General features: G+C 67.2%; 17 protein-coding genes. 8 read left to right on the plus strand and 9 right to left on the minus strand.

Annotated elements, in window-relative coordinates:
* Window positions 1-132 precede the first annotated feature (132 nt).
* On the minus strand, window positions 133-966 hold the full coding sequence (locus AB4Y40_RS25920; RefSeq protein WP_368690371.1) for a carbon-nitrogen hydrolase family protein: 834 nt from the start codon (window positions 964-966) through the stop codon (window positions 133-135).
* A 69-nt stretch (window positions 967-1,035) separates the two neighbouring features.
* On the minus strand, window positions 1,036-5,511 hold the full coding sequence (locus AB4Y40_RS25925; RefSeq protein WP_368690237.1) for a YhdP family protein: 4,476 nt from the start codon (window positions 5,509-5,511) through the stop codon (window positions 1,036-1,038).
* Window positions 5,512-5,836: 325 nt separating this feature from the next.
* Here AB4Y40_RS25925 and glnE point away from each other — a divergent pair, with 325 nt between their 5' ends.
* Entirely contained in the window at window positions 5,837-8,656 is a 2,820-nt protein-coding gene (gene glnE / locus AB4Y40_RS25930; protein ID WP_368690238.1) for a bifunctional [glutamate--ammonia ligase]-adenylyl-L-tyrosine phosphorylase/[glutamate--ammonia-ligase] adenylyltransferase, read from the plus strand.
* Between the two features lie 55 nt (window positions 8,657-8,711).
* Here the strand turns inward: glnE and recN are convergent, their stop codons facing one another.
* Complete coding sequence (recN, locus tag AB4Y40_RS25935) at window positions 8,712-10,391, minus strand: DNA repair protein RecN (protein ID WP_368690239.1); 1,680 nt, start codon at window positions 10,389-10,391, stop codon at window positions 8,712-8,714.
* 95 nt (window positions 10,392-10,486) lie between these two features.
* A complete protein-coding gene (locus tag AB4Y40_RS25940; protein WP_028202022.1) occupies window positions 10,487-11,398 on the minus strand; it encodes an NAD kinase in 912 nt (303 codons plus the stop codon).
* Between the two features lie 261 nt (window positions 11,399-11,659).
* Between AB4Y40_RS25940 and hrcA the strand changes: the two genes are divergently transcribed.
* The 7 genes from hrcA to pabB all read left to right on the plus strand — a co-directional run bounded on the left by hrcA (window position 11,660) and on the right by pabB (window position 21,145).
* Entirely contained in the window at window positions 11,660-12,679 is a 1,020-nt protein-coding gene (hrcA, locus tag AB4Y40_RS25945) for a heat-inducible transcriptional repressor HrcA (protein WP_028202023.1), read from the plus strand.
* Window positions 12,680-12,885: 206 nt separating this feature from the next.
* Window positions 12,886-13,953, plus strand: coding sequence for a ferrochelatase (gene hemH, locus AB4Y40_RS25950; RefSeq protein ID WP_368690240.1), 1,068 nt, complete (start codon window positions 12,886-12,888; stop codon window positions 13,951-13,953).
* 47 nt (window positions 13,954-14,000) lie between these two features.
* Window positions 14,001-14,408, plus strand: a complete 408-nt coding sequence (locus AB4Y40_RS25955) for an RNA-binding S4 domain-containing protein (protein ID WP_368690241.1) — start codon at window positions 14,001-14,003, stop codon at window positions 14,406-14,408.
* A 549-nt stretch (window positions 14,409-14,957) separates the two neighbouring features.
* On the plus strand, window positions 14,958-15,545 hold the full coding sequence (gene grpE, locus AB4Y40_RS25960) for a nucleotide exchange factor GrpE (RefSeq protein WP_342947694.1): 588 nt from the start codon (window positions 14,958-14,960) through the stop codon (window positions 15,543-15,545).
* Window positions 15,546-15,795: 250 nt separating this feature from the next.
* On the plus strand, window positions 15,796-17,754 hold the full coding sequence (gene dnaK, locus AB4Y40_RS25965; RefSeq protein ID WP_368690242.1) for a molecular chaperone DnaK: 1,959 nt from the start codon (window positions 15,796-15,798) through the stop codon (window positions 17,752-17,754).
* Between the two features lie 294 nt (window positions 17,755-18,048).
* The gene (gene dnaJ / locus AB4Y40_RS25970) at window positions 18,049-19,182 is read left to right on the plus strand and encodes a molecular chaperone DnaJ (protein WP_342919295.1); all 1,134 of its coding nucleotides are present in this window, start codon (window positions 18,049-18,051) and stop codon (window positions 19,180-19,182) included.
* 55 nt (window positions 19,183-19,237) lie between these two features.
* Complete coding sequence (gene pabB, locus AB4Y40_RS25975; protein WP_368690243.1) at window positions 19,238-21,145, plus strand: aminodeoxychorismate synthase component I; 1,908 nt, start codon at window positions 19,238-19,240, stop codon at window positions 21,143-21,145.
* A gap of 84 nt (window positions 21,146-21,229) precedes the next feature.
* On the opposite strand, the gene panB is transcribed toward pabB, so the two are convergent.
* From panB to AB4Y40_RS26000, 5 genes are all read right to left on the minus strand, one after another.
* Window positions 21,230-22,045, minus strand: a complete 816-nt coding sequence (gene panB / locus AB4Y40_RS25980) for a 3-methyl-2-oxobutanoate hydroxymethyltransferase (RefSeq protein WP_368690244.1) — start codon at window positions 22,043-22,045, stop codon at window positions 21,230-21,232.
* A gap of 66 nt (window positions 22,046-22,111) precedes the next feature.
* On the minus strand, window positions 22,112-22,804 hold the full coding sequence (locus AB4Y40_RS25985; RefSeq protein ID WP_368690245.1) for a deoxynucleoside kinase: 693 nt from the start codon (window positions 22,802-22,804) through the stop codon (window positions 22,112-22,114).
* Window positions 22,801-23,340, minus strand: coding sequence for a 2-amino-4-hydroxy-6-hydroxymethyldihydropteridine diphosphokinase (gene folK / locus AB4Y40_RS25990; RefSeq protein ID WP_368690246.1), 540 nt, complete (start codon window positions 23,338-23,340; stop codon window positions 22,801-22,803). Before folK ends, AB4Y40_RS25985 begins: the two co-directional genes overlap by 4 nt.
* A gap of 72 nt (window positions 23,341-23,412) precedes the next feature.
* The gene (gene pcnB / locus AB4Y40_RS25995) at window positions 23,413-25,047 is read right to left on the minus strand and encodes a polynucleotide adenylyltransferase PcnB (RefSeq protein ID WP_368690247.1); all 1,635 of its coding nucleotides are present in this window, start codon (window positions 25,045-25,047) and stop codon (window positions 23,413-23,415) included.
* Window positions 25,044-25,730 (minus strand): HAD family hydrolase, encoded by a 687-nt coding sequence (locus AB4Y40_RS26000; protein ID WP_368690248.1) that lies wholly within the window; start codon window positions 25,728-25,730, stop codon window positions 25,044-25,046. Before AB4Y40_RS26000 ends, pcnB begins: the two co-directional genes overlap by 4 nt.
* Between the last annotated feature and the right edge of the window lie 63 nt (window positions 25,731-25,793).

Consider the following 25,793-nt stretch of genomic DNA (forward strand, 5'->3'; position numbering starts at 1 on the left):
CGATAAAGTCTGTCAATGAAGATTCGGGCGCGGTGCTGCGAAATCAAGCGCCTTAAACGGAGAACTCGCGTGGAATTCGATGGGGTTCATTCGCGGGGCCAGTCGTCGCGTGCGTTGCATGCGTTACGTGCGCTATGCGCAGTCGAGCACGCGATGCCGCCACGCCGGAAGGCTCGCGCGCACGCTGGCGATGCGCTCGAGGTCGATGTCGCCGGCCACCACGCCCGCGCCTTCGTCGCGCACGTCGACGATCTCGCCCCATGGGTCGATCAGCATGCTGTGGCCCCATGTGCGGCGGCCGTTCTCATGCGTGCCGCCTTGCGCCGCGGCGAGCACGTAGCACTGGTTCTCGATCGCGCGGGCGCGCAGCAGGATCTGCCAGTGGGCGCGGCCAGTGGTGTAAGTGAACGCTGAAGGCACGACCATCAGTGCGCAGTCTCCCATGCGCCGGTACAGCTCGGGAAAGCGCAGATCGTAGCAGACCGACAGGCCGACACGGCCAAACGGCGCCTCGAACGTGCGCACCTCGGCGCCGGGCCGGATCGTGCGCGCTTCGTCGAATGATTCGGCGCCTTTTTCGAAATTGAAGAGGTGGATCTTGTCGTAGCGCGCGCGTTCCTCGCCGCTCGGATCGAACACGAGCGTGGTATTGAGCACGCGCGTTTCTTCGGGCGCATTCAGCGGCAAGGTGCCGCCGATCACCCACACGTCATGGCGCCTCGCCGCATCGGCGAGAAAACGCTGGATGGGGCCGTCGCCGTGGGGCTCGCGGATCGCCAGCTTGTCGCTGTCCTTGTGACCCATGAAGCAGAAATATTCGGGCAGCAACACGAGGCGCGCGCCCGCGGCGGCAGCCTCGGCGATCAACTGGTCCGCTTCGGCGAGATTGCGCTCGCGATCGGGCGTGCTGACCATCTGCAGCGCGGCGACGCGAAACGGGTCGAGGGAGGGAGCGCTCATCGGCAGATCTTGAATGGGTTCGGGGTGCATGGCGCGCATACCGCGTGCCCATGGCGCAGCGCATCGGTGCGCAATCTAGTGCACTGCGGCCGGCGTCTGCGCGTCCATCTTACCCTGATCGCCATGCAGCCGCTCGACGTGCGGTTTGGCCCACGGGCCCGTGATCGCGAAGTCCATCGCGAACGCGTGCTCGAGCGTTTGCGAGAGCACGACGTCGCCGATCAGCGCGCCAAGGCCGAAGAGCGGATTGATGATGGCCGCTGCGACCACGCCCGCGCCCGCGCTGACCGTCGGCACCACGTGCACGCGCAGGTCCTGGGTTTCGTGCGCGAGGTCGACGCTGCCCGTCATCGTCGCGCGCCCCGGGGCGGTGACGAGCTTGAAATCGTTGGTGCTGCCAATGCCGTTCTGGATCTGCGCGGTGGCCGTCGCGCTCGTGAAGGGCAGGCCTTCGCCGATGATGTCGCGGAAGTCCGTCGTCAGGAAGCGCGCGAGGCTTTGCAGGCTCAGCACGCCGAGCAGCCTCGCCATGCCCGGATCGACCTTGAGGATCTGGCCGTGCCGCAGGTCGAGCGTGAGGTTGCCGTTGAGCGACGGGAAGTCGATGCGCGTGGGGCCGCCTTGCCATTCCAGGTTGCCCGCGAGCGTGCCCGAGCCGTTCTTGAGCACATGCGGCCGGCCGGCGCGCTGGAGCAGCGCACCGGCGTCCTTGATGTCGAGATGGAAGTCGAGCGCCGTGCGGCGCGGCGTGTGCATGCCGGCGGCGGCCGAGTCGTCGCCGGCTGCCGTGTCGCCCACTGCGCGCCAGTTTTCCGTGGCGGTGAGGTGCGCGTCCGGGTTGCTGATGTCGAGCTGGTCGAGCTGCCAGACCGGCACGCCGTTGTCGTCGAAGTTGTGCGCGTTCACCTGGAGGCGGCCGAGATCGCGGTCGCGCACGATGAGCTGGTTCACGACGAGGTCGATCGACGGCATGTTCTGCGCGGGCTGCGACATCGCCTGGCCGAGCAGGTCGTTTTCGGTGGCGGCGGGCACGGTGAGACGCGCGAGCCGCGCCTCGAGCGTGCCGGGCGCGCCCGGCACGGCGCCCGGCTTCCACGAGACGTGGCCCGAGACCTGGTTGGAGGCGACGTTGGCCTGCCATTCGTTGCCGCGCTCGCCGGTGCGCGACGCGCCGAGCACGACGTTCTCCCAGTGACGCTTGAGCAGCGTGAGCATGCCGACGTGGACCGCGAAGCGCGACGGCAGGAACTGGCCGACCGCGCCGTTGGGCGCGAGCGGTGACGAGGCGGCGCTCGGCGCGGCCGCCGTGGTGGCCGCGGTTGCCGATGCCGGGCTTTGCGGCGCGGCAGGCGCGGCGTTGGCCACGGCCGCTTCGGAGGCTGCGCCCGCAGCCGCGTTTTGATTTTGAGCTATCCGCTCGGCCGCTCTTTCTGCGGCGGTGCGCGGCGGGGGAGCCGCCGCCCGGGCGCCGCTCGCCGCGCTCGCAGACGTCGGGCCCTGGGCCTCGGCCGCTGCGGTGCCACGCAGCTGCTGCACCACGGCGCGCCAGGCGTCGGCGTCGAAGGTGGGCAGGTCGACGGCGGCGGCCACGCCTTCCGAGGGCAGATCGGCCGGGCGGTTCATGCCGATCGCGCCGCGCACCACTTCCGGTACGTGACCCGGATGGCGGTGCATCACGTAGCGCGCAGCAAGCGGCCCGAGCGTGAGTTCTGCGTGTTCGAAGGCGGCGCCGTCGGCTTTGGCATCGGCGCCGAGGGCGGATTCGGCGGGCGTGCCGGTGCCCGGCTGCAATTCGAAGTTCAGCGGCATCGGCGTGCCGGCCGCCTTGCCGAACGGCGCGGGCAGGTCGAGCGCGAGGCCGGTGAGATCGGCGTTGGCCTTCACGTCGGGCAGACGCCCGCGCTGGCCGGCCACCGAAAGCGAATAGGGCGCCGCGCCCGACAGGCGTCCGAGCGCCGCCGCCGCGATGCCATGCAGGTTCAGCCCGCGCGCCGCATCGACCGCGACGTCGCCGGCCACGTCCACCTTGTAGTGCCCGTCGTCGCGCATGCCGCCGCTGGCGCGCAGATCGCCGCCGAGAAAGCGCGCCGTGAGCCGGTCGACATTGGCGCTGTGGTTCGTGAAGCGCACCTGTCCGGTGAGGTTCGAGACGGGCGGCACGTTCTTCGCGGTGAGCGTGTTGTTCTCGAAGCCGATGGCGCCCGCGAGCTGCACCTTCGGCATCGGATGGCGCGGGATCGTGAGCTTGAGCGCGAGCGTGGACTGCCCTTGTGCGCGCACCTTCGCGGTGGCGTGCTTCGAGATGTAGCCGATCGAGCTGTTGTCCGCGTAGTCGAGCAGGTCCGCGAGCGGCCCGCGCCCGCTCCCCTCGATCACGATGTCGGAACCCTTGACGCCCAGTTCCTCGATGCGCCCGCTGACGTTGCGCAGCACGAAGTTACGATAGTGGCCGCGATCGACGTCGAAGCGCAGCTTGTTCTCGTGCAGCTTGAACATGCCGTCGATGCCGTCGAACGCCGGCCAGACGTTCGGCGCGCCGTTGCGCATCTTGCGCGGCGGGAACGGCGACGGGTCGAAGCGCCCGCCCGTGAACGGCGCGACGATGCGGAACTGGCCCGCGTCGGGGTCGCGCGAGTAGGGGAATTTGGTGAGGTCGCCGTGGATCTCGATCGTCGCGCCCTTCGACAGGCCCGCCTGCAGGCCGTGGCCGAGATAGATGCGCGTCTTCTCGCTGATGGCGGTGGGCAGGTAGCGCGGGATCGCCTTGACCTTGGCCTCGTCGAAATGCGCGACCAGGTCGAGCGCGCCGCGTCCCTTGCCGGGGTTGGTGTAGTGCGCGGTCATCTTCGCGCGCGCGTCGGCGTTCTCGATGCCCAGGTTCGCGACATCGACGGTGAACGCCTTCAGCCGGTTGCCGGGCTCGCGCTCGGCGGCCACGGTCCATTTGGCCGCGCCGTAGAGCCGGTCGAACGTGAGGCGCGGATTATCGAACACGCCGGGCAGCGTGATGGCCACGTTGTCCGTGTCGAGGTCGATGTTGCCGTGCGACTCATCGGCGTCGATGTGCCCCCAGAGGTTCTCGACCCCCGGCAGGCCCGCGCGCGGGTGGCCGCGCGGCGTGAGGCCCGGCCCCGGCTCCTGTGCATTCATGCTGATGCCCTGCAGGTCGCCCTTGAAGCGATAGTGGGTGACCGGCTCGACGCTGGTGGAGCGCTGCTCGGCAGCCGCTTCGCCCGACTCGGGCTTCGCGCGCTCGAGCGAGAGATCGTAGTTCGCCACCAGCCCGCGCGGATCGAAGCGCACGAGCGCGCCCTGCACGCGACCGGGCAACGGCAGCGCGCGCATGAACTCGGCGAGGATGCCGAGATCGATGCGGTCGCCGCGCACGCTCATGAGCTGACCGTGCTGGAGCGTTGGCTGGCGAAAGCGCGCGTCGAGCGTCGTGAGCGCGAGCGAGCGCGTGAGCGGCGTGCCGTCGTCGAGCGGCGGCTGGCCCAGTTCGGCATGGAAGTCGCGCAGCTTGAGCGCGTAGTCGCCGGGCTGGATGCCGAGGCTCCAGTGGAAGCTCGCGACCGGCATGTCGAGCAGCGGCTGCGTGGGCCGCGTGCGCAACGAAACGTTTGCGCCTTCCAGCGCGCCGCTCGCCTCAAGGATGCGCCCGTTCGAGAAGTGCGCCCAGATCGCGTTGTCGATGCGCCCCGCGTAGGTGGCGATCGGAAAGTTGATGTAGCGCGCGAGCGTGGGCAGATCGACGGGGCCGGTCGAGAGATAGGTGTCGCCCGTCCAGCTGATCGGCTTGCCGGCCTGCGCGTAGCGCGCGTGCGTGAAGTGCGCGCGGAAGTCGAGCGGGCCGTGCAGCACGGTGCCCTCGGCCGGCGCCTGGAGCGCGACGCGGTGATCGTAGCCGTCGTTGAGAATCGCGAGGCGGATGTGCGAGAGCGCAAGGTCGGGCACGTCGCGCGTGGCGTCGTGCCAGCGCAGCGTGCCGCCGCGCAGCACGACGGCCTGCTGGCGCATGAGCCACGTCGTGAAGGTGGCGTTGCCCGTGTGTGCGGTGGGCACCGGCACGCCCGCCACGGTGAGCGTGCCGTCGTCCTCGCGCGCGATGTGCACGTCGGGCTGCTCGACCACGATGCTCGAGAGCAGCGGTTCGAGCAGCACGACCGAGCGCCACGACACCGAGGCCGTGGCGTGCGGCACGTCGAGCGCGATGTTGCCGTGGCGGTCGCGAATCGTCAGATCAGTGACGTCGATGCCGGGCTGGAAGCCCGACCAGTGCGGCGCGAGCTTGCCGATACGGAACTCGGCGTGAATCTTCGAGGAGACGAGCTGCTCGATGCGCGGACGCAAGTTGTCCACGTACGGCAGCACGACGTAGCGCAGCCCGAGCAGCAGGACCGAGACGATGAAATACAGGACGAGCGCGATGATCGCCAGCACGCGCAGTGTGTGGCGCAGAACCGGGTGATGATGGTGCGGACCCCCTGGCTCGGTAGCCTGGCTGGCATGTCCAGATTGGGGTAGGCCGGCGTGATCGTTTCGCTCGGACATGCTGCGGCGGGTGGGGTATGGTAGCGTTGCGTTCTAACGACGAAATGTATCACAGAGGGCCGTCAGAAGGCCCATCCGGGGAAGCCGGGATGGCCGCGCGGCGCGAGACACGCATGATTTTTTGCACTGCAGTGGCGGCTATGCCCGATGCATCGGCGAGGCGGGCCGCGAGACCAGGCGGGCGGTGTGTGCGTGGCACAGGGCGAACCCTCGTGGTCGAGCCATCGGTATCGTCATCGGCATCGTCACACTGGCAACGTCATCAACCCAGGCGCGCGCAACGTAACAACGTCGAACAGCGGGCCTTCCCGGCAAGCAGCACTTCATGACTGACATCCCTCTTCTGAGTTCCAGCTACTCCCGCTATGCAGCACGTGCCTACGCCGCGCGCCCTGGCCTCGCGGCGCAGGTCGAGGCGCTGGCCGCCGCGCCGCTCTCGCGCGAACGCATCGTCGCGCGGCTCGACGCGTTGAGTGAGCAACTGCTCACGGCAGCAAACGCCGCACCTGGCGCGCCGCTCAACGACGAGCAACTGAAGACGGTCCTGCGCCAGCTGCGCGTGGAAGTGATCTGCGCGGTGATGGAGCGCGATCTCGGCGGCGTGGCCGACGTCGCAGAAGTGACCGGCAGCATGACCGATCTCGCCGAAGTCACGATCCAGCGCGCGCTCGCGTGCGTGAGTGCCGACCTCGAGACGCTCTTCGGCGAGCCGCGCGGCCCGGGCGGCGAGCGCCTCACGCTCGGCGTGGTGGGCATGGGCAAGCTGGGCGGGCGCGAGCTGAACGTTTCGTCCGACATCGACCTGATCTTCGTCTACGAGGACGACGGCGAAACCACGGGCGGCCAGCGCTCGCCCATCGCCACGCAGGACTACTTCACGCGCGTGGGCAAGCGCCTGATCGCCGCGCTGAGCGACGTGACGGCCGATGGCTTCGTGTTTCGCGTGGACATGCGCCTGCGCCCGAACGGCGACTCCGGGCCGCTCGTGTGCAGCCTCGGCATGCTCGAAGAGTACTTCTACGTGCAGGGCCGCGAGTGGGAGCGCTATGCGTGGATCAAGGGGCGGCTCGTTTCCGAGGACGAGACCGACAGCGCGCTGCGTCTGGCACGCCAGCTCGATTCGCTCGTGAAGCCCTTCGTTTACCGGCGCTATCTGGACTTCGGCGTGATCAGCGCGATTCGCTCGCTGCACTTGCAGATTCGCCAGGAAGCGCAGCGGCGCGCGATGATGCGCCCCGACAAAGCCGACGACATCAAGCTCGGGCGCGGCGGGATACGCGAGATCGAGTTCAGCGCCCAGGTGTTCCAGCTCATCCGTGGCGGCCAGGATGCGGGTTTTCGCGTACGCCCCACACTGGCCGTGCTCGGCTACGCCGCCGCGCGCGGACTGATCGCGCCGGAGGTGTGCGGCGAGCTCACGCGCGCCTACAACTTCCTGCGCGACCTCGAGCATCGCCTGCAGTATCGCGACGATGCGCAAACGCACGCCATGCCCGTCGACGCCGAAGAGCGCGCGGCGCTCGCGAAGTCGATGGGCTTCGCCGATTACGCCGCGCTGATGACGACGCTCGATGGCCACCGCGACAACGTCGAGCGCCAGTTCGTGCAGATCTTCTCCGACAAGATGGGCGGCGAGGGCGGCTGCGGCGCGTCCGAAGACGGCGCGGCGGCATGGGTCTGGAGCGGGGCGCTGATGGAAGAGGGCGCCGAAGACTCGTTGCTCGAACGTCTCGCGGAACTGGGCATCGACGATCCCGCGCCGCTGCTCGCGCGCCTGCGCGGGCTCTGGCAGTCGTCGCGTTACGCGGGGTTGCCCGAGAAGAGCCGCGAGCGCTTCGACAGCGTCGCGCAGCGCGCGCTCGAAGCCGCGCGTACGCTCGAGCCGCGCGAGCGCCGCGGCGACACGCTCGCGCGCATGTTCGACCTGCTCGAAGCCGTGATCCGGCGCGGCGCGTATCTCGCGCTGCTCTGCGAATATCCGGATGCGCTCAGCCGTGTGCTCAAGGTGCTGGGCGGCTCGCGCTGGGCGGCGGGCTATCTGATCCGCCATCCGCAACTGCTCGACGAACTGCTCGACGACGAGGCGGTCGCGTCGCCGTTCGACTGGCCCGAGTTCTCGCGCCTGCTGCGCGCACGGCTCGCGGCCGCCGCCGACGTCGAGCAGCAGATGGACCTGCTGCGTCACGCGCACCAGGCCGAGGTGTTCCGCATCCTGCTCAACGACCTCGCGGGGCGGCTCTCGGTGGAGCACGTGAGCGACCGGCTCTCCGAACTTGCCGACGCCGTGCTCGACGTGACCATCGAGACCGTCTGGAAGCAGTTCGCCAAACGCCATCGCGAGGTGCCGCGCTTCGCGGCGATCGCTTACGGCAAGCTGGGCGGCAAGGAGCTGGGCTACGCGTCGGACCTCGACATCATCTTCCTGTACGAAGACGAGGACGAGCGCGCCTCGGAGATCTACGCGACCTTCGCGCGCCGCCTCATCACGTGGCTCACCACGGCCACCGGCGCGGGCACGCTGTTCGACGTCGATCTGCGCCTGCGGCCGAACGGCGAGTCGGGCCTGCTCGTGACCGACCTCGACGCGTTCCGCCGCTACCAGTTGCGCGAAGGGGACGCGGCGAACACGGCATGGGTCTGGGAACACCAGGCGCTCACGCGCGCGCGCTTTTCAGCCGGGGACGCGGCCATCGGCAGCGCCTTCGAGGCGATCCGCGTGCAGGTGCTGACCACGCCGCGCGACGCCGCGCCGCTCGCCAGCGAGATCGTGGCGATGCGCCAGCGCGTGGAAGACGGCCACCCGAACCGCACCGAACTCTTCGACCTGAAGCACGACCGCGGCGGCATGGTGGACATCGAGTTTCTCGTCCAGTACTGGGTGCTGCTGCACGCGGCGCAGGACCCCGAGCTGATCCGCAACACGGGCAATATCGCGCTGCTGCGCGAGGTGTCGCGTTTCGGGCTCATGAGCGAGGAGGAGGCCGAGACGATAGGCTCGGCGTACCGGCTGTATCGCAAGCTGCAGCACCAGTTGCGGCTCGACGGCATGGAGAAGGCGCGTGTCGATCCGGCGCGTGTGGAGCGCGAGCGCGAGGCCGTACTGGCGTTGTGGAAGCGCGTGTTCGGGGAGCGGGGGGAGGCGTAGCGCGTGCGCTACGCGTCGATGGCGGGTGCGCCGCACACGTGAGGCGCAGTCCCGCTCAAGCGGCCAGCATCTCCTTCGCATGCCGCCTGGTCGTCGCGGTAATCTCCAGCCCGCCCAGCATGCGCGCGACTTCTTCCACCCGGCCGCCCTTGTCGAGCGGCGTGACGGCCGAGACCGTGCCGCCGTTGCCGTCGCCGGACTTCGCCACCTGGAAGTGATGATCGCCGCGCGCCGCGACCTGCGGCAAGTGCGTCACGCACAGCACCTGGCGCGCGCGACCGAGCTGGTGCAGCAAACGTCCCACCACTTCGGCGACCCCGCCGCCAATGCCCGTATCCACTTCGTCGAAGATCAGCGTGGGCGTGGGGCTCGCCGCGCTCGCGATCACGGCGAGCGCGAGACTGATACGTGCGAGTTCGCCGCCCGAAGCGATCTTCGCGAGCGGGCGCAGCGGCACGCCGGCATGGCCCGCCACGCGGAATTCGATCTGCTCCAGACCGTGCGCGCCGCCGATCGGCTCGCCGGTCGAGCTGCTGCCGAGCGCCACGAGCGCGACTTCGAAGCTGCCGCCGGCCATCGACAGTTCCTGCATGCCTTGCGTGACCGCCGAGCCGAGCGCCTTCGCCGCCTTGGCGCGCGCCTTCGAGAGCTGGCGTGCCTGCGCGAGATAGGCTTCCTGCGCCTTCTGCTCGGCGGCGCGCAGGCCGTCGAGATCGGATGCGGCGTCGAGTGCCGCGAGCTGCTGGCGGCGCGACGCGTGTTCCTCAGGTAGCGTTTCGGCCGGCAGGCGGAACTTGCGCGCCGTCGAATGCAGCGCGTCGAGGCGCCGTTCGACCTGCGCGAGATGTTGCGGATCGAGATCGAGACGCTGCGCGTAGTGCGAGAGCGAGTACGCCGCTTCCTGGATCTGGATCGCGGCCGGTTCGAGCGCGGCGAGCGCGTCGTTCAGCTCGGCGTCGACCTCGGCGAGAGAGCGCAGCTTCGAGACGATCGAGTTCAGCTGCGAGAGCATCGCCTCGTCGGATTCGGATAACGCCGCGAGCGCGCCTTGCACGCCTTCGATCAGGTTGGCCGAGTTCGAAAGCCGCACGTGCTCCGCGTTCACTTCTTCCCATTCGCCCGGCTGCGGCGCGAGCTTGTCGAGCTCGGCGAGCTGCCACGCGAGGCGCTCGCGCTCGAGCTGCAGCTCGCGGTCGCGCGACATGGCGCTTTGCAGGGCGAGACGCGCGTCGCGCGCCTCGCGCCACGCGCGCGTGACGGTGGCGGCGAGATCCGTGAGGCCGGCGTGCGTGTCGAACAGTTCGCGCTGCGCGTCGGGCCGCATGAGTAGCTGGTGCGCATGCTGGCCGTGGATATCGACGAGCATTTCGCCCAGCTCGCGCAGTTGCGCGAGCGTGGCCGGCGTGCCGTTGATGAAGGCACGCGAGCGCCCGCCGCTGTCCACCACGCGGCGCATCATGACCGTGTGCTCGCCGTCGCCGTTCGTGAGCGCCTGCTCGTCGAGCCAAAGCGCGGCATGCGCGGGCACATCGAACTCGGCGGTGATGTCGGCGCGGGCCTCGCCCGTGCGCACCACGCTCGCGTCGGCGCGTGTGCCGAGCGTGAGGGCGAGGGCGTCGATCAGGATCGACTTGCCCGCGCCCGTTTCGCCGGAAAACACAGTGAAGCCGCTGTCGAATTCGAGGTCGAGCGCGGCGACGATCACGAAGTCGCGAATCGAGAGATGGCGAAGCATGGCGTCTGGTTCTGCTTTTTCTGGGTTGGCTTTGATTACCGTGGGACTGCTGGCTGCATGGCAACGGCCGCGCGCGCTTCACGCGAAGACGCGGGTTAGTCCTCCGGATCGCCCTGCAGCGAGGGATGCTCGTTCCAGTGCAGCTTCTTGCGCAGCGTGCGGTAGTAGCTGTAGCCGACCGGGTGCAGGAAGGGCACGGTGTGGCGCGAGCGGCGCACCTCGATCACGTCGTTCAGCTCCAGCGCCGTGAACGACTGCATGTCGAAGTTCACGTTGACGTCGCGGCCCGCCACGATCTGGATGCTCACCTTGCAGTCGTCGGGCAGCACGATCGGGCGGTTCGAGAGCGCGTGCGGCGCGATCGGCACGAGCACGATGCCTTGCAGCTGCGGATGCAGGATCGGTCCCTGCGACGAGAGCGCGTAGGCGGTCGAGCCCGTGGGCGTCGCGACGATCAGACCGTCGGAGCGCTGGTTGTACATGAAGCGGCCATCCACGTTCACGCGCAGTTCGGCCATGCCCGAAAAGCCGCTACGGTTCACGACCACGTCGTTGAAGGCGAGCGCGTGGTAGATCGGGTCGCCGTCGCGCGTGATGCGCGACTCCAGCAGCGAGCGCTCCTCGCGCTCGAACGAGCCCGCGAGCAGTTGCGGCACGACTTCCTGCATCTCGGAGAACGCGATGTCGGTGATGAAGCCGAGCCGCCCGTGGTTGATGCCGATGAGCGGCGTGCGGTAGGGCGCGAGCTGGCGGCCGATGCCGAGCATCGTGCCGTCGCCGCCGAGCACCACGGCCACGTCCGCGCGCGCGCCGATTTCGGCCGGCTGCAGCGCGGGATAGCCCTGCGCGCCGATTTCCTCTGCGGTCTGCGCTTCGAACACGACCTCGAAGCCGCGCTTCGAAATGGTCTGGGCGAGCGCCGTCAGCGGCTCGGCAATGCCTGGCGTATTGCTGCGCCCAACGAGCGCAACCGTCTTGAACTGGCTCTGGATCTTCTGGATCTGCATGCCGGCATTACACCATAGTCAGGTCACGAAAAGAACCTGGCGCCACGCCGGGTGCGGCCCGCCGGGCCTTGCGCGCCGCGCTCTCCAGCCCGAAGCCGGTGACACGGCGATGACAACGCGCCGGGTACCGGGCGATGTGTGGTGCAATCCGCCCGGCGACGGCGGCCGAAACCGGCCCGCCCCGCGCTGCAGGCGTGCCTGCCGGGCCCGGCATGGCGGCGTACTCGCGGCCAAAGCGCCATTAGGCTAAAATTTTGAGTCATGCTAGATCCCCGCGCACAAACCCTCCTCAAGACGCTGATCGAGCGCTACATCGCCGAAGGTCAGCCGGTCGGCTCGCGCACGCTGTCGCGCTATTCCGGCCTGGAACTTAGCCCGGCGACGATCCGCAACGTCATGTCGGACCTCGAGGAGCTGGGTCTCGTGTCCAGCCCGCATACCTCGGCCGGGCGTGTGCCCACGCCGCGCGGCTACCGCCTGTTCGTCGACACCATGCTCACCGTCGAGCCCAGCTCCGACGACGACGCGCTCACGCGCGCGGTGAAGACCACGCTGCGCCCCGGCGAGCCGCAGAAGGTGGTGGCGGCGGCCGCCAGCGTGCTGTCGAACCTCTCGCAGTTCGCCGGGGTGGTGCTGACGCCCCGGCGCAGCCACGTGTTCAAGCAGATCGAGTTCATGCGCCTGTCCGACAAGCGCATCCTGCTCATCATCGTGACGCCCGAAGGCGACGTGCAGAACCGCATCATGGCGACGCAGCGCGACTTCACGCCTTCCGAGCTCATCGAAGCCTCTAATTACATCAACGCGCACTTCGCGGGCCTGTCGTTCGACGAGGTGCGCCGCCGCCTGCGCGAGGAAATCGACGCGCTGCGCGGCGACATGACCACGCTCATGCACGCGGCCGTGACCGCGAGCACCGAAGAGCCCGAAAGCGGCGATACCCTGCTCATTTCCGGCGAGCGCAACCTGCTCGAAGTGGCCGACCTTTCCTCGGACATGGCGCGCCTGCGCAAGCTCTTCGACGTGTTCGACCAGAAAACCAGTCTCCTGCAGCTGCTCGACGTCTCGAGCCACGCGCAGGGCGTGCAGATTTTCATTGGCGGCGAGTCGCAACTCGTGCCGATCGAGGAAATGAGCGTGGTGACGGCTCCCTACGAGGTGAACGGCAAGATCGTCGGCACCCTCGGCGTGATCGGGCCGACGCGCATGGCGTACAACCGGGTGATTCCGATCGTCGACATCACCGCGCGCCTGCTCTCGCTCACGCTGAGCCAGAACTGAGCGCCGCATCGGGCGCAGCGGGCATCGGGCACCCCTCGCCTTTCCGACGATCATCCCTGAAAGGCGCGGCGCGCGCCATCGGCCGAATGGCCAACGTGCGGCGAGTCGCTGCGTCGCGGCTGCGGTTTGGCCCGCCAGGACCGCCCGCTATAATGCTTGTTTCATGCAACCGTTGCTGCGCATTCGCGCGGCGCCACTGATCGCCTATGCGTTTCGACCTGGAGCGGCCTTCGCAGTCCGCCGCGGCGCATCGCGTCGCCGTGCTGCTCATCAACCTGGGCACGCCGGACGCGCCCACGCCGCGCGCCGTGCGCCGCTATCTCGCGCAGTTTCTGTCCGATCCGCGCGTGGTCGAGATTCCGGCGCCGATCTGGCAGGTCATCCTGCGCACGCTGATCCTGCCGTTTCGCGGCCGCTCGTCGGCGAAGAAGTACGCGGCGGTCTGGACGCCCGAAGGCTCGCCGCTACGCGTGCACACTCAGAAACAGGCCGACGGGCTGCGCCATCTGCTGCAGATCAACGACTACACGGTCCTCGTCGATTACGCGATGCGCTACGGCACGCCCGACATCCCGGCGATGCTGAACCAGCTCAAGCTGGCGGGTGCGGAACGCATCCTGCTCATGCCGATGTACCCGCAGTACTCGGCGTCGACCACGGCCACGGCGTTCGATGCGGCCTTCGTCGCGCTGCGCCGCATGCGCAACCAGCCGGAAATCCGCACGGTGCGCGGCTATCACGACCATCCGGCGTATATCGCGGCGCTCGCGGCGCAGGTGCACCAGTACTGGCACGCGCACGGCAAACCCAATTTCGCGGCGGGCGACCGGCTCGTGCTGAGTTTTCACGGCGTGCCGAGCCGCACGCTCGATCTGGGCGACCCGTACCACGACCAGTGCCAGCAAACGGCCGCGCTCCTCATGCACGCGCTGGAGCTGACGCCGGTCGAATGCCGGGTGACATTCCAGTCGCGCTTTGGGCGGGCGCAGTGGCTCCAGCCGTACACGGCGCCCACACTGCGGGAACTGGGCGCCGGCGGCGTGCGGCGGGCGGACGTGTTCTGCCCCGGTTTCACGGCGGACTGCCTGGAAACCATCGAGGAAATCGGCATGGAAGTGCGCGACGAATTCCTGCACGGCGGCGGCAAGGAGTTTCACCGCATTGCGTGCCTGAATACCTCGCCGGCGTGGATCGCGGCGCTAGGCGAGATTGTTGCGCAGCACCTGCAGGGCTGGCCCGTCCAGGCCGCGGCGCCGGCAGGCGCGGTGGCCTGACCGGGCGAGTCGAGCGTGAACTGAGCAGCGCATCCGGAAAGCTTCTGATGAACTACAAGATTTCGACCGAACCTGGCGCGCGCCTGCGCATCGACAAATGGTTATGGGCGGCGCGCTTCTTCAAGACGCGCTCGCTCGCCTCCGACGCCGTGGCCAAGGGGCGCGTGCGCATCGGCGGCGACGCCGTGAAGGCGTCAAAGGACGTGCGCGTGGGCGACCTCGTCGAAATCGAGATCGATCACGTGGTCTGGGAAGTGCAGGTGCTGGGGATTTGCGAGATGCGCGGTCCCGCCAGCATCGCGCAGACGCTTTATGCGGAAACCGAAGCCGGGCGCGAGAGGCGCGCGGCGGAGCAGGACCGGCGCCGGCTCTTTCGTGAACCGGCTGCCGTGTTGCAGGGCAGGCCGACCAAGCGCGACCGCCGCACTATCGACAAATTTTCGCGTGAGGGTTGAAGAGCGCTTCCATCGTCGCGTGCACACCCCCGTATTCCGTCGTGTTTTCGTTCACGGCGCCCGACATGCAGATGGTCGTAGTTCCGGCGATGAGTACCAGAGCGACCACCGATATGGCAAAGGTCAGTTTCACGGTACTCCCCTTGGGATCGCAGCAAAACAGCCAGTTTCGAGGCCGGATAGCGTTTTTATGTGCGGTGATGCCGCTAAAAAAGGTGCTGTCCGTGGGCCCATTCGGTGCGGTGCCAGGCTCAGGGTAAACGCGTCGTGAGCAGCACCTGTTCCTGAGTGTAGGTCAGGGATGTCCCTTACTCAATTTCATTTTTGCGGCGCTGCAGTAATGGTTGTTACGGGCAATTTCGCGGCTTGATTTTCTGTATAAAAAAGCCGCCAGAGCCTCTTGAAACAAGCGATCCGGCACCCATGTGCTGTGGCAATGTCCGAAGCTTCTGTCGCGTTGGCGCAACGGCCGTAGGCGCAGTAGAGCGGGCCGCGTCATGGCGCCCGAAGCTTTGTTCCCTTTTTCACTATTCAACGACGTTCAGCGACATGGAAAACACGCAAGAGAACCCGACGAGCCAGAACCCCACGCCCGCGGACGAGGCGTCGCAGGCAGCCCAGCCCCAGGCGGCTGAAGCGGCCGAGCAGGCAGCCCAAGGCGGCGTGGACCAGAACGCTGCGGCGCTTGCCGAGGCCGCACTGGCCGAAGCCCAGGCGAAGGTCGCCGAATTGCAGGACGCCTTCGTCCGCGCCAAGGCCGAGACCGAGAACGTGCGCCGCCGCGCGCAGGAAGACGTCGCCAAGGCGCACAAGTTCGCGATCGAAAACTTCGCCGAGCATCTGCTGCCGGTGATGGACAGCCTCGAAGCCGCACTCGCCCATAACTCGGACGACCTCGCCAAGGTCAACGAAGGCGTCGAGCTCACGCTCAAGCAGCTCACCGGCGCGCTGGAGAAGGGCAAGGTCCTTGCCATCAACCCCGTGGGCGAGAAGTTCGACCCGCACCGTCATCAAGCTATCTCGATGGTGCCGTCCGAGCAGGACGCGAACACGGTGGTCAGCGTGCTGCAAAAGGGCTATGTGATCGCCGACCGCGTGCTGCGTCCGGCGCTCGTGACCGTTTCGGCACCGAAGTAAGGAAAACGTAAGCAGTGCGGCGGCCTGAAGGCACCCAACGGTACCCAAAGGGCCCCGCGATTGAAAAAAATGATGGAACGCATAGCCCGAACCCCTTGAAATCGCCGTAACGGCACTTATTTGGGCAGCAGTTCCGTATTGAAGTGGACGCCAGCCGCGCACAAGGGAAAACGCGGCTCGAGCATGCAGTTACCTGCGCAGCGCGAAAGCGGCGTCCGCACAGCGACCAAATTCTGGAGATTTGACAAAAATGGGCAAAATCATTGGTATCGACCTCGGCACCACCAACTCGTGCGTGGCGCTGATGGAAGGCAATCAGGTCAAGGTGATCGAGAACTCGGAAGGCGCCCGTACGACGCCGTCGATCATCGCCTACATGGACGACAACGAAGTGCTGGTCGGCGCACCGGCCAAGCGCCAGTCGGTCACCAACCCGAAGAACACGCTGTACGCAGTCAAGCGCCTGATCGGCCGCCGCTTCGAAGAGAAGGAAGTGCAGAAGGACATCGGCCTGATGCCCTACAAGATCGTCAAGCACGACAACGGCGACGCCTGGGTCGAAGCGCATGGCTCGAAGCTCGCGCCTTCGCAGGTTTCGGCCGAAGTGCTGCGCAAGATGAAGAAGACCGCTGAAGACTACCTCGGCGAGCCGGTCACCGAAGCCGTGATCACGGTTCCCGCGTACTTCAACGACAGCCAGCGTCAGGCTACCAAGGACGCCGGCCGCATCGCCGGCCTGGAAGTCAAGCGCATCATCAACGAGCCGACGGCAGCCGCACTCGCGTTCGGTCTGGACAAGGCCGAAAAGGGCGACCGCAAGATCGCCGTGTTCGACCTGGGCGGCGGCACGTTCGACATCTCGATCATCGAAATCGCGGATGTCGACGGCGAAATGCAGTTCGAAGTGCTCTCGACCAACGGCGACACGTTCCTCGGCGGCGAAGACTTCGACCAGCGCATCATCGATTACATCATCGGCGAGTTCAAGAAAGAGCAGGGCGTCGACCTCTCGAAGGACGTGCTCGCGCTGCAGCGCCTGAAGGAAGCCGCTGAAAAGGCCAAGATCGAACTGTCGTCGGGCCAGCAGACCGACATCAACCTGCCGTACATCACGGCGGACGCGTCGGGTCCGAAGCACCTGAACCTCAAGTTCACGCGCGCCAAGCTGGAAGCGCTGGTCGAGGAACTGATCGAGCGCACCATCGAGCCGTGCCGCGTGGCGATCAAGGACGCAGGCGTGAAGGTTGGCGACATCGACGACGTGATTCTCGTCGGCGGCCAGACGCGTATGCCGAAGGTGCAGGAGAAGGTCAAGGAGTTCTTCGGCAAGGACCCGCGCCGTGACGTGAACCCGGACGAAGCCGTGGCCGTTGGCGCCGCGATCCAGGGCCAGGTTCTGTCGGGCGACCGCAAGGACGTGCTGCTCCTCGACGTGACCCCGCTGTCGCTCGGTATCGAGACGCTCGGCGGCGTGATGACGAAGATGATCAACAAGAACACCACGATCCCGACCAAGCACGCACAGGTCTACTCGACGGCGGACGACAGCCAGTCGGCCGTGACGATCAAGGTGTTCCAGGGCGAACGCGAAATGGCAGCGGGCAACAAGCTGCTGGGCGAGTTCAACCTCGAAGGCATTCCGCCCGCACCGCGCGGCGTGCCGCAGATCGAAGTGACCTTCGACATCGACGCGAACGGCATTCTGCACGTGGGCGCGAAGGACAAGGCCACCGGCAAGGAAAACAAGATCACCATCAAGGCGAACTCGGGTCTGTCGGAAGCCGAGATCGAGAAGATGGTGAAGGACGCCGAAGCGAACGCGGAAGAAGATCACCGTCTGCGTGAGCTGGCCGACGCGCGTAACCAGGGCGACGCACTGGTTCACAGCACGAAGAAGGCCGTGGCCGAGTACGGCGACAAGATCGAGGCCTCCGAAACGGAAAAGATCGAAGCCGCACTGAAGGACCTCGAAGAAACGCTGAAGAGCTCGTCGGCCGACAAGGCGACGATCGAGGCGAAGGTCGAGGCGCTGTCGGCAGCGTCGCAGAAGCTCGGCGAAAAGATGTACGCCGACATGCAGGCGCAGCAGGCAGGCGCGGCCGGTGCCGCCGGCGCGGGTGCCGCAGGTGCCGGTGCTGCCGAGCAAGGCGCGCAGAACGACGCCGACGACGTGGTCGACGCCGAGTTCAAGGAAGTCAAGAAGGACTAAGCCGGTTCGTGGCGGTCATGACCGTTCTGCCTGATCAGCGAACGGTCGTGATCCGATGAAAGCGGCTACGAAAGCGGCCGCATCGGTTACGATGCGTGTCAGCATTGCAGCGCCTGGCGAGCCAACTGGCTCTCCGGGCACATTTGTTTTATGGAGGCCGTTCTCTTTCAGGGGCCGCCGCGGCGTGAGAAGCGCCTGTGCGGATGTTCAGGGGAACGGCAAACGGGTCACGAGATCCAGCATTCAAGAGGAGCCGGCGCGCGCCGTGAAGCGCGAGGCCGGCGTTGAACCGATATGGCGAAACGGGATTACTACGAGGTTCTGGGCGTCGCGAAGAACGCGGGCGACGACGAAATCAAGAAGGCGTATCGCAAGCTCGCGATGAAGTACCACCCCGACCGCAATCCGGACAACAAGGATGCGGAAGAGCATTTCAAGGAGGCCAAAGAGGCCTACGAAATGCTGTCGGACTCGCAAAAGCGCGCCGCTTACGACCAGTACGGCCACGCCGGCGTCGATCCGAACATGGGCGGCGCGGGTGCGCAGGGCTTCGGCGGATTCGCGGACGCTTTCGGCGACATCTTCGGCGATATCTTCGGCCAGGCAGCGGGCGGCCGTGGCGGCCAGCGCGGCGGTCCGCAGGTGTATCGCGGCGCGGACCTGCGCTACAGCATGGAAATCACGCTGGAGCAGGCGGCGCACGGCTACGAGACGCAAATCCGCGTGCCGGGCTGGAGCGGTTGTGAAGTCTGTCACGGCTCGGGCGCGAAGCCCGGTACGAAGCCCGAAACCTGTCCGACCTGCCACGGTTCGGGTTCGGTGCGCATGTCGCAGGGCTTCTTCAGCATCCAGCAGACCTGCCCCAAGTGCCACGGCACGGGCTCGTACATTCCCGAACCCTGCACGAACTGCCACGGCGCAGGCAAGGTGAAGGAAACCAAGACGCTCGAAGTGAAGATTCCGGCGGGCATCGACGACGGCATGCGCATCCGCTCGGCCGGCAACGGCGAGCCTGGCATCAACGGCGGGCCGTCGGGCGATCTGTACGTCGAGATCCACATCAAGCAGCACGCGGTGTTCGAGCGCGACGGCGACGACCTGCACTGCCAGATGCCGATTCCGTTCACCACGGCGGCGCTCGGCGGCGAGATCGAAGTGCCGACGCTCGCGGGCCGCGCATCGTTCACGGTGCCCGAAGGCACGCAGTCGGGCAAGACGTTCCGTCTGCGCGGCAAGGGCATCAAGGGCCTGCGTTCGAGCATCGCCGGCGATCTGTATGTGCACGTCCAGGTGGAAACGCCGGTCAAGCTCACCGATCACCAGCGCGAGATGCTGCAGCAGTTCGAGAAGTCGCTCGTGGAAGGCGGTTCGCGCCACAGCCCGCAAAGCAAGAGCTGGTTCGACCGCGTGAAGAGCTTCTTCGACTGATGCGCTTTTCCGGCGTCACCTTGCAGCGGCAGGTCAATTGCAGGTAGTTAGCGTAATGGCAGTCAATTCTGGCGGCGCGGCGGGAGATGCGACGAGTGTTGCAACTTTCGCGCTGCTCGACGACGGCGACTCGACGGCGGTTAGCCGTTCGAGCCGCCTTTATACGGGGTTCGTGCGCGAGCTTGCATGCGAGCGTGCGGCGGACCTCGACGCGGTGTGCGCGCAAGCGAATGCCGAACTGGGCAAGGGACTTCACGCCCTCGTGATCGGCGACTACGAGTTCGGGCGCACGCTCGAATTCGCAAAGCGTGACACGAGCGCATCCATCGAAACGCAGCACGGCCAAGCCGCGCTGCGTTTTTTATTGTTCGAACGCTGCGAAAGGCTCTCGCGCGAGCAAACCGATGCGTGGCTCGCGGCGCAGGAGGGCGGTGAAGCGCCCGGGCCAGCCGGCGTGGCGGGCGTGACGATCGGTGTCGATCGCGAGCGCTTCGAGCAGGACATCGCCGCCGTGCAGGACGCCTTGCGCGCGGGCGACTCGTATCAGATCAACTACACCTACCGGCTCGGCTTCGAGGCATACGGTTCGCCGCTCGCGCTTTACAGGCGTTTGCGCGAGCGTCAGCGCGTGCGTTACGGTGCGCTGATCGCGCTGCCGGGCGACCGCTGGGTGCTCTCGTGCTCGCCGGAACTGTTCGTGGAGAAGCACGGCAAAACGTTGCGCGCGAAACCGATGAAGGGCACGGCCGCGCGCAGCACCGATGCCGAGCAGGACGCCGCCGCCGCGCGCTTTCTCGCCAACGATCCGAAGAATCGCGCCGAAAACGTGATGATCGTCGACTTGCTGCGCAACGACCTCTCGCGCGTCGCGCAGACCGGCTCGGTGCGCGTCCCGGCGCTCTTCAGCGTGGAGCCCTACGCTTCCGTCTGGCAGATGACCTCGACCGTGGAGGCGACGCTGCGTGAAGGCACGACATTCGCCGCCGCCATGCGCGCGCTCTTTCCGTGCGGCTCGATCACGGGCGCGCCCAAGCACCGCACGATGGAGCTGATCGAAGCGCTCGAACATGCGCCGCGCGGGCTTTACACCGGCACGATAGGGTGGCTCGAAGCGCCCTCGGCAGGCGAGGCTTGCGGCGACTTTTGTCTCTCGGTCGTGATCCGCACGTTGACGCTCGATGCGCCCTCGAAGGGCACGGGCGCCGCGCGGCGCGGCGAAATGGGCGTCGGTGCGGGCATCGTGCTCGACAGCGTGGCCGCCGACGAATACGAGGAGTGCCGCTTGAAAGCCCGCTTTCTGACCGACGCCGACCCGGGCATCGAATGCTTCGAAACGATGTACGCGACGCGCGCTGACGGCGTGCGTCACGTGGAACGTCACCTCGCGCGGCTCGCGGCGAGTGCGGCGTGGCTCGGTTTCCCGTGCAACGTTCAAGCGTTGCGAACGCGCATCGACGAAACCTGCGCCACGTTTGCAGACGAGAACGCGCCGCACCGGGTGCGCCTCGCGCTCGGCAAGAGCGGAACAGCGACGCTCACCAGCGCGCCGCTTGCTGCGCTCGCGCACGACACCGTGGGCGTGCTGCTCGCGCCGGATCACGGCTTTGCGCCGGTCGAATCCGCCGACGCGCTGTTGTTGCGCAAGACCACGCGCCGCGCCGAATTCGATCGCGCCTGGCGCGAGGCCGAAGCCCAGGGCGGCTTCGACATGCTGTTCTTCAACGAGCGCGGCGAGCTGACCGAAGGCGGCCGCTCGAACGTGTTCGTGAAGCTCGACGGCAAGTGGTTCACGCCGCCGCTCGCCTCCGGCGTGCTGCCGGGCGTGATGCGCGGCGTGCTGCTCGACGAAGAAGCGTTCGATGCACAGGAGCGTGTGCTCACGCGCGACGACGTGCTTGACGCCGAAGCCCTGATGCTCACGAACGCGCTGCGCGGTGCAGTGCCGGCGCGCTTGATTCGATGAGATCACGGCCGTAACGCACCACAAAAACAAAGCGCGCCCCAGACGGAGCGCGCTTGTTTCATTCTGCGAAGCAAAGCCGCCGGATCAGAACACGTGCTCGGGCCCCGGGAACGTGCCTTCCTTCACGGCCTGCACATACGCGCGCACGGCCGATTCGATATCGGGCTGGCCCGTCATGAAGTCCTTCACGAAGCGGGGCCGCTTGCCGGGGAAAATGCCGAGCATGTCGTGCAGCACGAGCACCTGGCCCGAGCAGTCCACGCCCGCGCCAATGCCGATGGTCGGAATGCGCAACTGCTTCGTGACTTCCGCGCCGAGCGCCGCGGGCACGGCCTCGATCACCACGAGCTGCGCGCCTGCCTCCTGCAGCGCCAAGCCGTCGCGAATCATCTGCGTGGCGGCCGCATCGCTCTTGCCCTGCACCTTGAAGCCGCCGAAAGCGTGCACCGACTGCGGCGTGAGGCCGATGTGCGCGCACACGGGCACGGCGCGCTCCACCATCATCTTCACCGTGGGCGCGAGCCATTCGCCGCCCTCGATCTTCACCATCTGCGCACCGGCGCGCATGAGCTTCACCGAGTTCGCAAACGCGTCTTCGGGCGTGCCGAAGCTGCCGAACGGCAGGTCGGCGACGATCAGCGCCCTGGTTTGCGCACGCGCCACGCAGGCCGTGTGATAGGCGATGTCGTCGATGGTGACGGGCAGCGTCGTGGTGTGCCCCTGGAGCACGTTGCCGAGCGAGTCGCCGATCAGCACCGTATCGACGCCCGCGCGGTCGCACAGCGCCGAGAAGCTCGCGTCATAGCACGTCAGCATGGCGATGCGCTCGCCTGCGTCGCGCATGGCCTGGAGTTTGGGCACGGTGACCGCGCTGCGGCTCGTTTCCTGCAGGTAAGTCATGGGGAAATCCGTTGGGAAAGGGAAAACGGGGAGGGGCTGCGCCGCTCGATCGCGCCGTTGAGGCGGTTATAGCGACGTGCCCTTGACGAAGGATTCCTTGCGGCCGCGCATCGTCTCGATACGTTCGGCGACGAGCGCGAGGTCCGCATCGGAACCTGGCAGATCCAGATGCTCCGCGCCGACGGTGAGCACCGGCGCATGATCGTAATGATAGAAAAAATCGTTGTAGCTGTCGCAGAGCGCACGCAGGAATGCGCTCGAAATAGCCAGCTCGCGCGGCAACGCCCGCTTCTGGATGCGCGCGTACAGCGCCTCCGGGCTCGCCTGCAGATAGACGACGAGGTCGGGCGCGGGCGCGGATGACGTGATGCGCGAGGCGAGCGCGCGGTAGAGCGGCAGTTCGTCTTCCGCGAGTGTGAGGCGCGCGAACAGATCGTTGCGCTCGGCAAGGAAATTCGTCACGAGCGGCACGCCCGCTTCGCGGCGCGCGGCCACGTCGCGCGAAAGCTGCTCGCGCTGCAAGGCGATATGCAGCTGCGCGGCGAGCGCATGCGACGAGGGCGCGCTGTCGCGATACACGCGCTCGAGAAACGGATTCTCGGCGTTCGATTCGAACAGCGTCTGCATCGACCAGCGTTCGGCCAGACGCGTCGCGAGCGTGGTCTTGCCCGCGCCGATCGGCCCTTCGATCACGATGTACTGGAGCGCGGCTGGCCGCGTGGCGCGCGCGCTGACGACGGGCAGGGGTGTCGTGCTCATCGGCAGTTGCCGGAGGGCGGCGTGTCCGGCGCGGGGGGCGTGCCCATGCACTGGCACAACGGCTTGACCTTCTCGATGCGCTGGTCGGCCACGGCGGCGAGGAAGGCGCTGGCGGGCCCGTTGCCCGGAATCACGAGTTCGGGATCGATCTCGACGAGCGGCACGAGCGCGAACGCGCGGCCCGTCATGCGCGGATGCGGCACGACGAGGTCGGTTTCGTCGATGATGGCGTCGCCGTAAAGCAGGATGTCGATGTCGAGCGTGCGCGGCGCGTTGCGAAAGGGACGCTCCCGGCCGAAGTGATGCTCCACGCGCTGGCACAGGGCGAGCAGCGCGTGAACGTCGAGACTCGTCTCGATCTTCACGACGCAGTTGTAATAGTCGTCGCCGCCCGCGTCGATGGGCGCGGTGCGGTACAGACTCGATTTGGCGACGACGGTGAGGGTGTGCTGTTGTGCGAGGCACACCACCGCGTCTTTGAGAGTCTGGCGCGCATCCCCCAGATTCGCGCCAATTCCCAGCCAGGCAACCGTCATGGCTTCACTTCCTGCGACTTGTGTTGCGGTTCGACGCCTGTGCGCCGCGGCAAGCCGCGACGCCGCACGGCGTCAGTCCTCGTGCGGACCGGCGTGGCCGTCATAGTCCGCACTGCTGGCTTCATGCACGTCACCGGCTGCGCCGGCTTCCGATACAGCACCTTCGCCCGTTCTGCGGCTCTTCGCGCCGCCGCGGCGGCGGCGTTTGCGCGGCGAGCGTTCCTTGCCGCCCTGCGCGAGAAGCGTCTCGCGCTCGGCGTTGTCGCCGGAAATGAAGTCCGTCCACCATTGGCCGACTTCGGCGTCCAGCTCGCCCGATTCGCAGCGCAGCAGGAGGAAATCATACCCCGCTCTAAATCTTTGGTGTTCCAGCAGCTTGATCGCGCCGCGGCCACGTTTTTCGAGGCGCAGCTGCAGGCCCCAGATCTCGCGCATATCCGACGAAAAACGACGGTGAATCGCCAGTTTTTCCGTTTGCGCGTCGATCACGTCGTCCATCGCGCGATGCAGCGCCGGCACGGGCAATTCGCCTTCGGCCGTGTATTGCTGCCAGCGTTGCTGCACGTCGTGCCACAGCAGCGTGGCGAACAGGAAGCCCGGCGACACGGGTTTGCCTGCGCGCACGCGCGCGTCGGTGTTCGACAGCGCGAGCGTGATGAAGCGCTCGCCTTGCGGCTGTTCGAGCACGACGTCGAGCAGCGGCAGCAGCCCGTGATGCAGTCCTTCCTTGCGCAACCACTTGAGGCACTCGAGCGCGTGGCCCGAGAGCAGCAGCTTGAGCATTTCGTCGAAAAGACGCGCGGCCGGTACGTTGTTGATGAGGTCCGCGAGCTTCACGATGGGGTCGCGCGTGTGCTCCTCGATCTCGAAGCCGAGCTTCGCCGCGAAACGCACCACGCGCAGCATGCGCACCGGGTCTTCGCGATAACGCGTGGCCGGGTCGCCGATCATGCGCAGCAGGCGCGCGCGCATGTCGGCCATGCCGTTGTGGTAATCCAGCACGGTTTGCGTGGCCGGATCGTAGTACATCGCGTTGATCGTGAAGTCGCGGCGCGTGGCGTCTTCGTGCTGCTCGCCCCAGACGTTGTCGCGCAGCACGCGGCCGCTCGCATCCACGTGGTGCGTCTTGCGGTCGAGTTCGTCGCGGCGCATGCGCTTCGCGGGCGCCGGAGCGGGTGCTTCGGCGTCGGCAGGCGGCGCATCCACGAGCGCGCGGAACGTCGAGACCTCGATGATTTCCTGGCCGAACTGCACGTGCACGATCTGGAAGCGCCGGCCGATGATGCGCGCGCGGCGGAACAGCTTCTGCACCTGGTCGGGCGTGGCGTCGGTGGCGACGTCGAAGTCCTTGGGCGCGACGCCGAGCAGCAGGTCGCGCACCGCGCCGCCCACGATGAACGCGCGGAAGCCCGCCTGCTGCAGGCCTTCGGTCACGCGTACGGCGTTGCGCGAGATCAGCGCGGGATTGATCCCGTGGACGTCGGCGGACAGGATGATGGGCGTAGCCGGGTCGGGCGCGCCCTTGCCGGCGCGCGGCTTCGAGGCCTTCTGCGCGCTGGCCGGCTTGCGGCGCGCGCGGGTGCTGCCGGCAACGGCGGCCGCGCCTTCCTGCGAGGCCGTGTCCGGATCGGCGGCGGGGGCTTCGGTGTCTTGCGCCGCTTCGGCGTCGTCCTGGCCGAACAGCTTGCGGATGAGTTTCTTGATCACTGGGCTTGGAACAAATCGAGAATGCGCCAGCCCGCTTGTTGCGCGTGAGCGCGCAGGGTGTCGTCGGGGTTGGTGGCGATCGGGTCGGTGACTTTTTCGAGCAGCGGAATGTCGTTGTGCGAGTCGCTGTAGAAGTAGCTGTGCTCGAAGTCCGAAAAGCGCTTGCCGAGCGAGGCGAGCCATTGCTCGACGCGCACGATCTTGCCTTCGCGGTAGCTCGGCGTGCCCGTCGGGCGGCCGGTGAAGGCCGAGGCCGGATGGCCGTCCACGGTTTCGACCTCGCACGCGATCAGCTTGTCCACGCCGAACGCCTCGGCGATGGGCGCCGTGATGAATTCGTTGGTCGCCGTGACCACGCAGCAGAGGTCGCCCGCTTCCTTGTGCTTTTTCACGAGCTCGACCGCGCTCGGCAGGATGGTCGGCTTGATCACCTCATGCATGTACTGGTCGTGCCACTCCTTAAGTTGCGCGCGCGAATATTTCGCGAGCGGCGTGAGCATGGCGACGAGGTACGCATGGATGTCGAGCTTGCCGGCCTTGTAGTCGGCGTAGAAGCGGTCGTTTTGCTCCGCGAAGCGCTCGCCGTCGACAATGCCGAGCTTCACCATGAAGCGGCCCCATTCGTGGTCGCTGTCGGTGGGGATCAGGGTGTGATCGAGATCAAAAAGTGCAAGGTTAGCCATGGGCGCTCATTTTACTTGAAGCGGGAGACGCCGTTGCCGCCGCCGGCGGGCGGCGGCGGCGCG

Source organism: Paraburkholderia sp. EG287B, assembly GCF_040965595.1.
Taxonomy (GTDB): Bacteria; Pseudomonadota; Gammaproteobacteria; order Burkholderiales; family Burkholderiaceae; genus Paraburkholderia.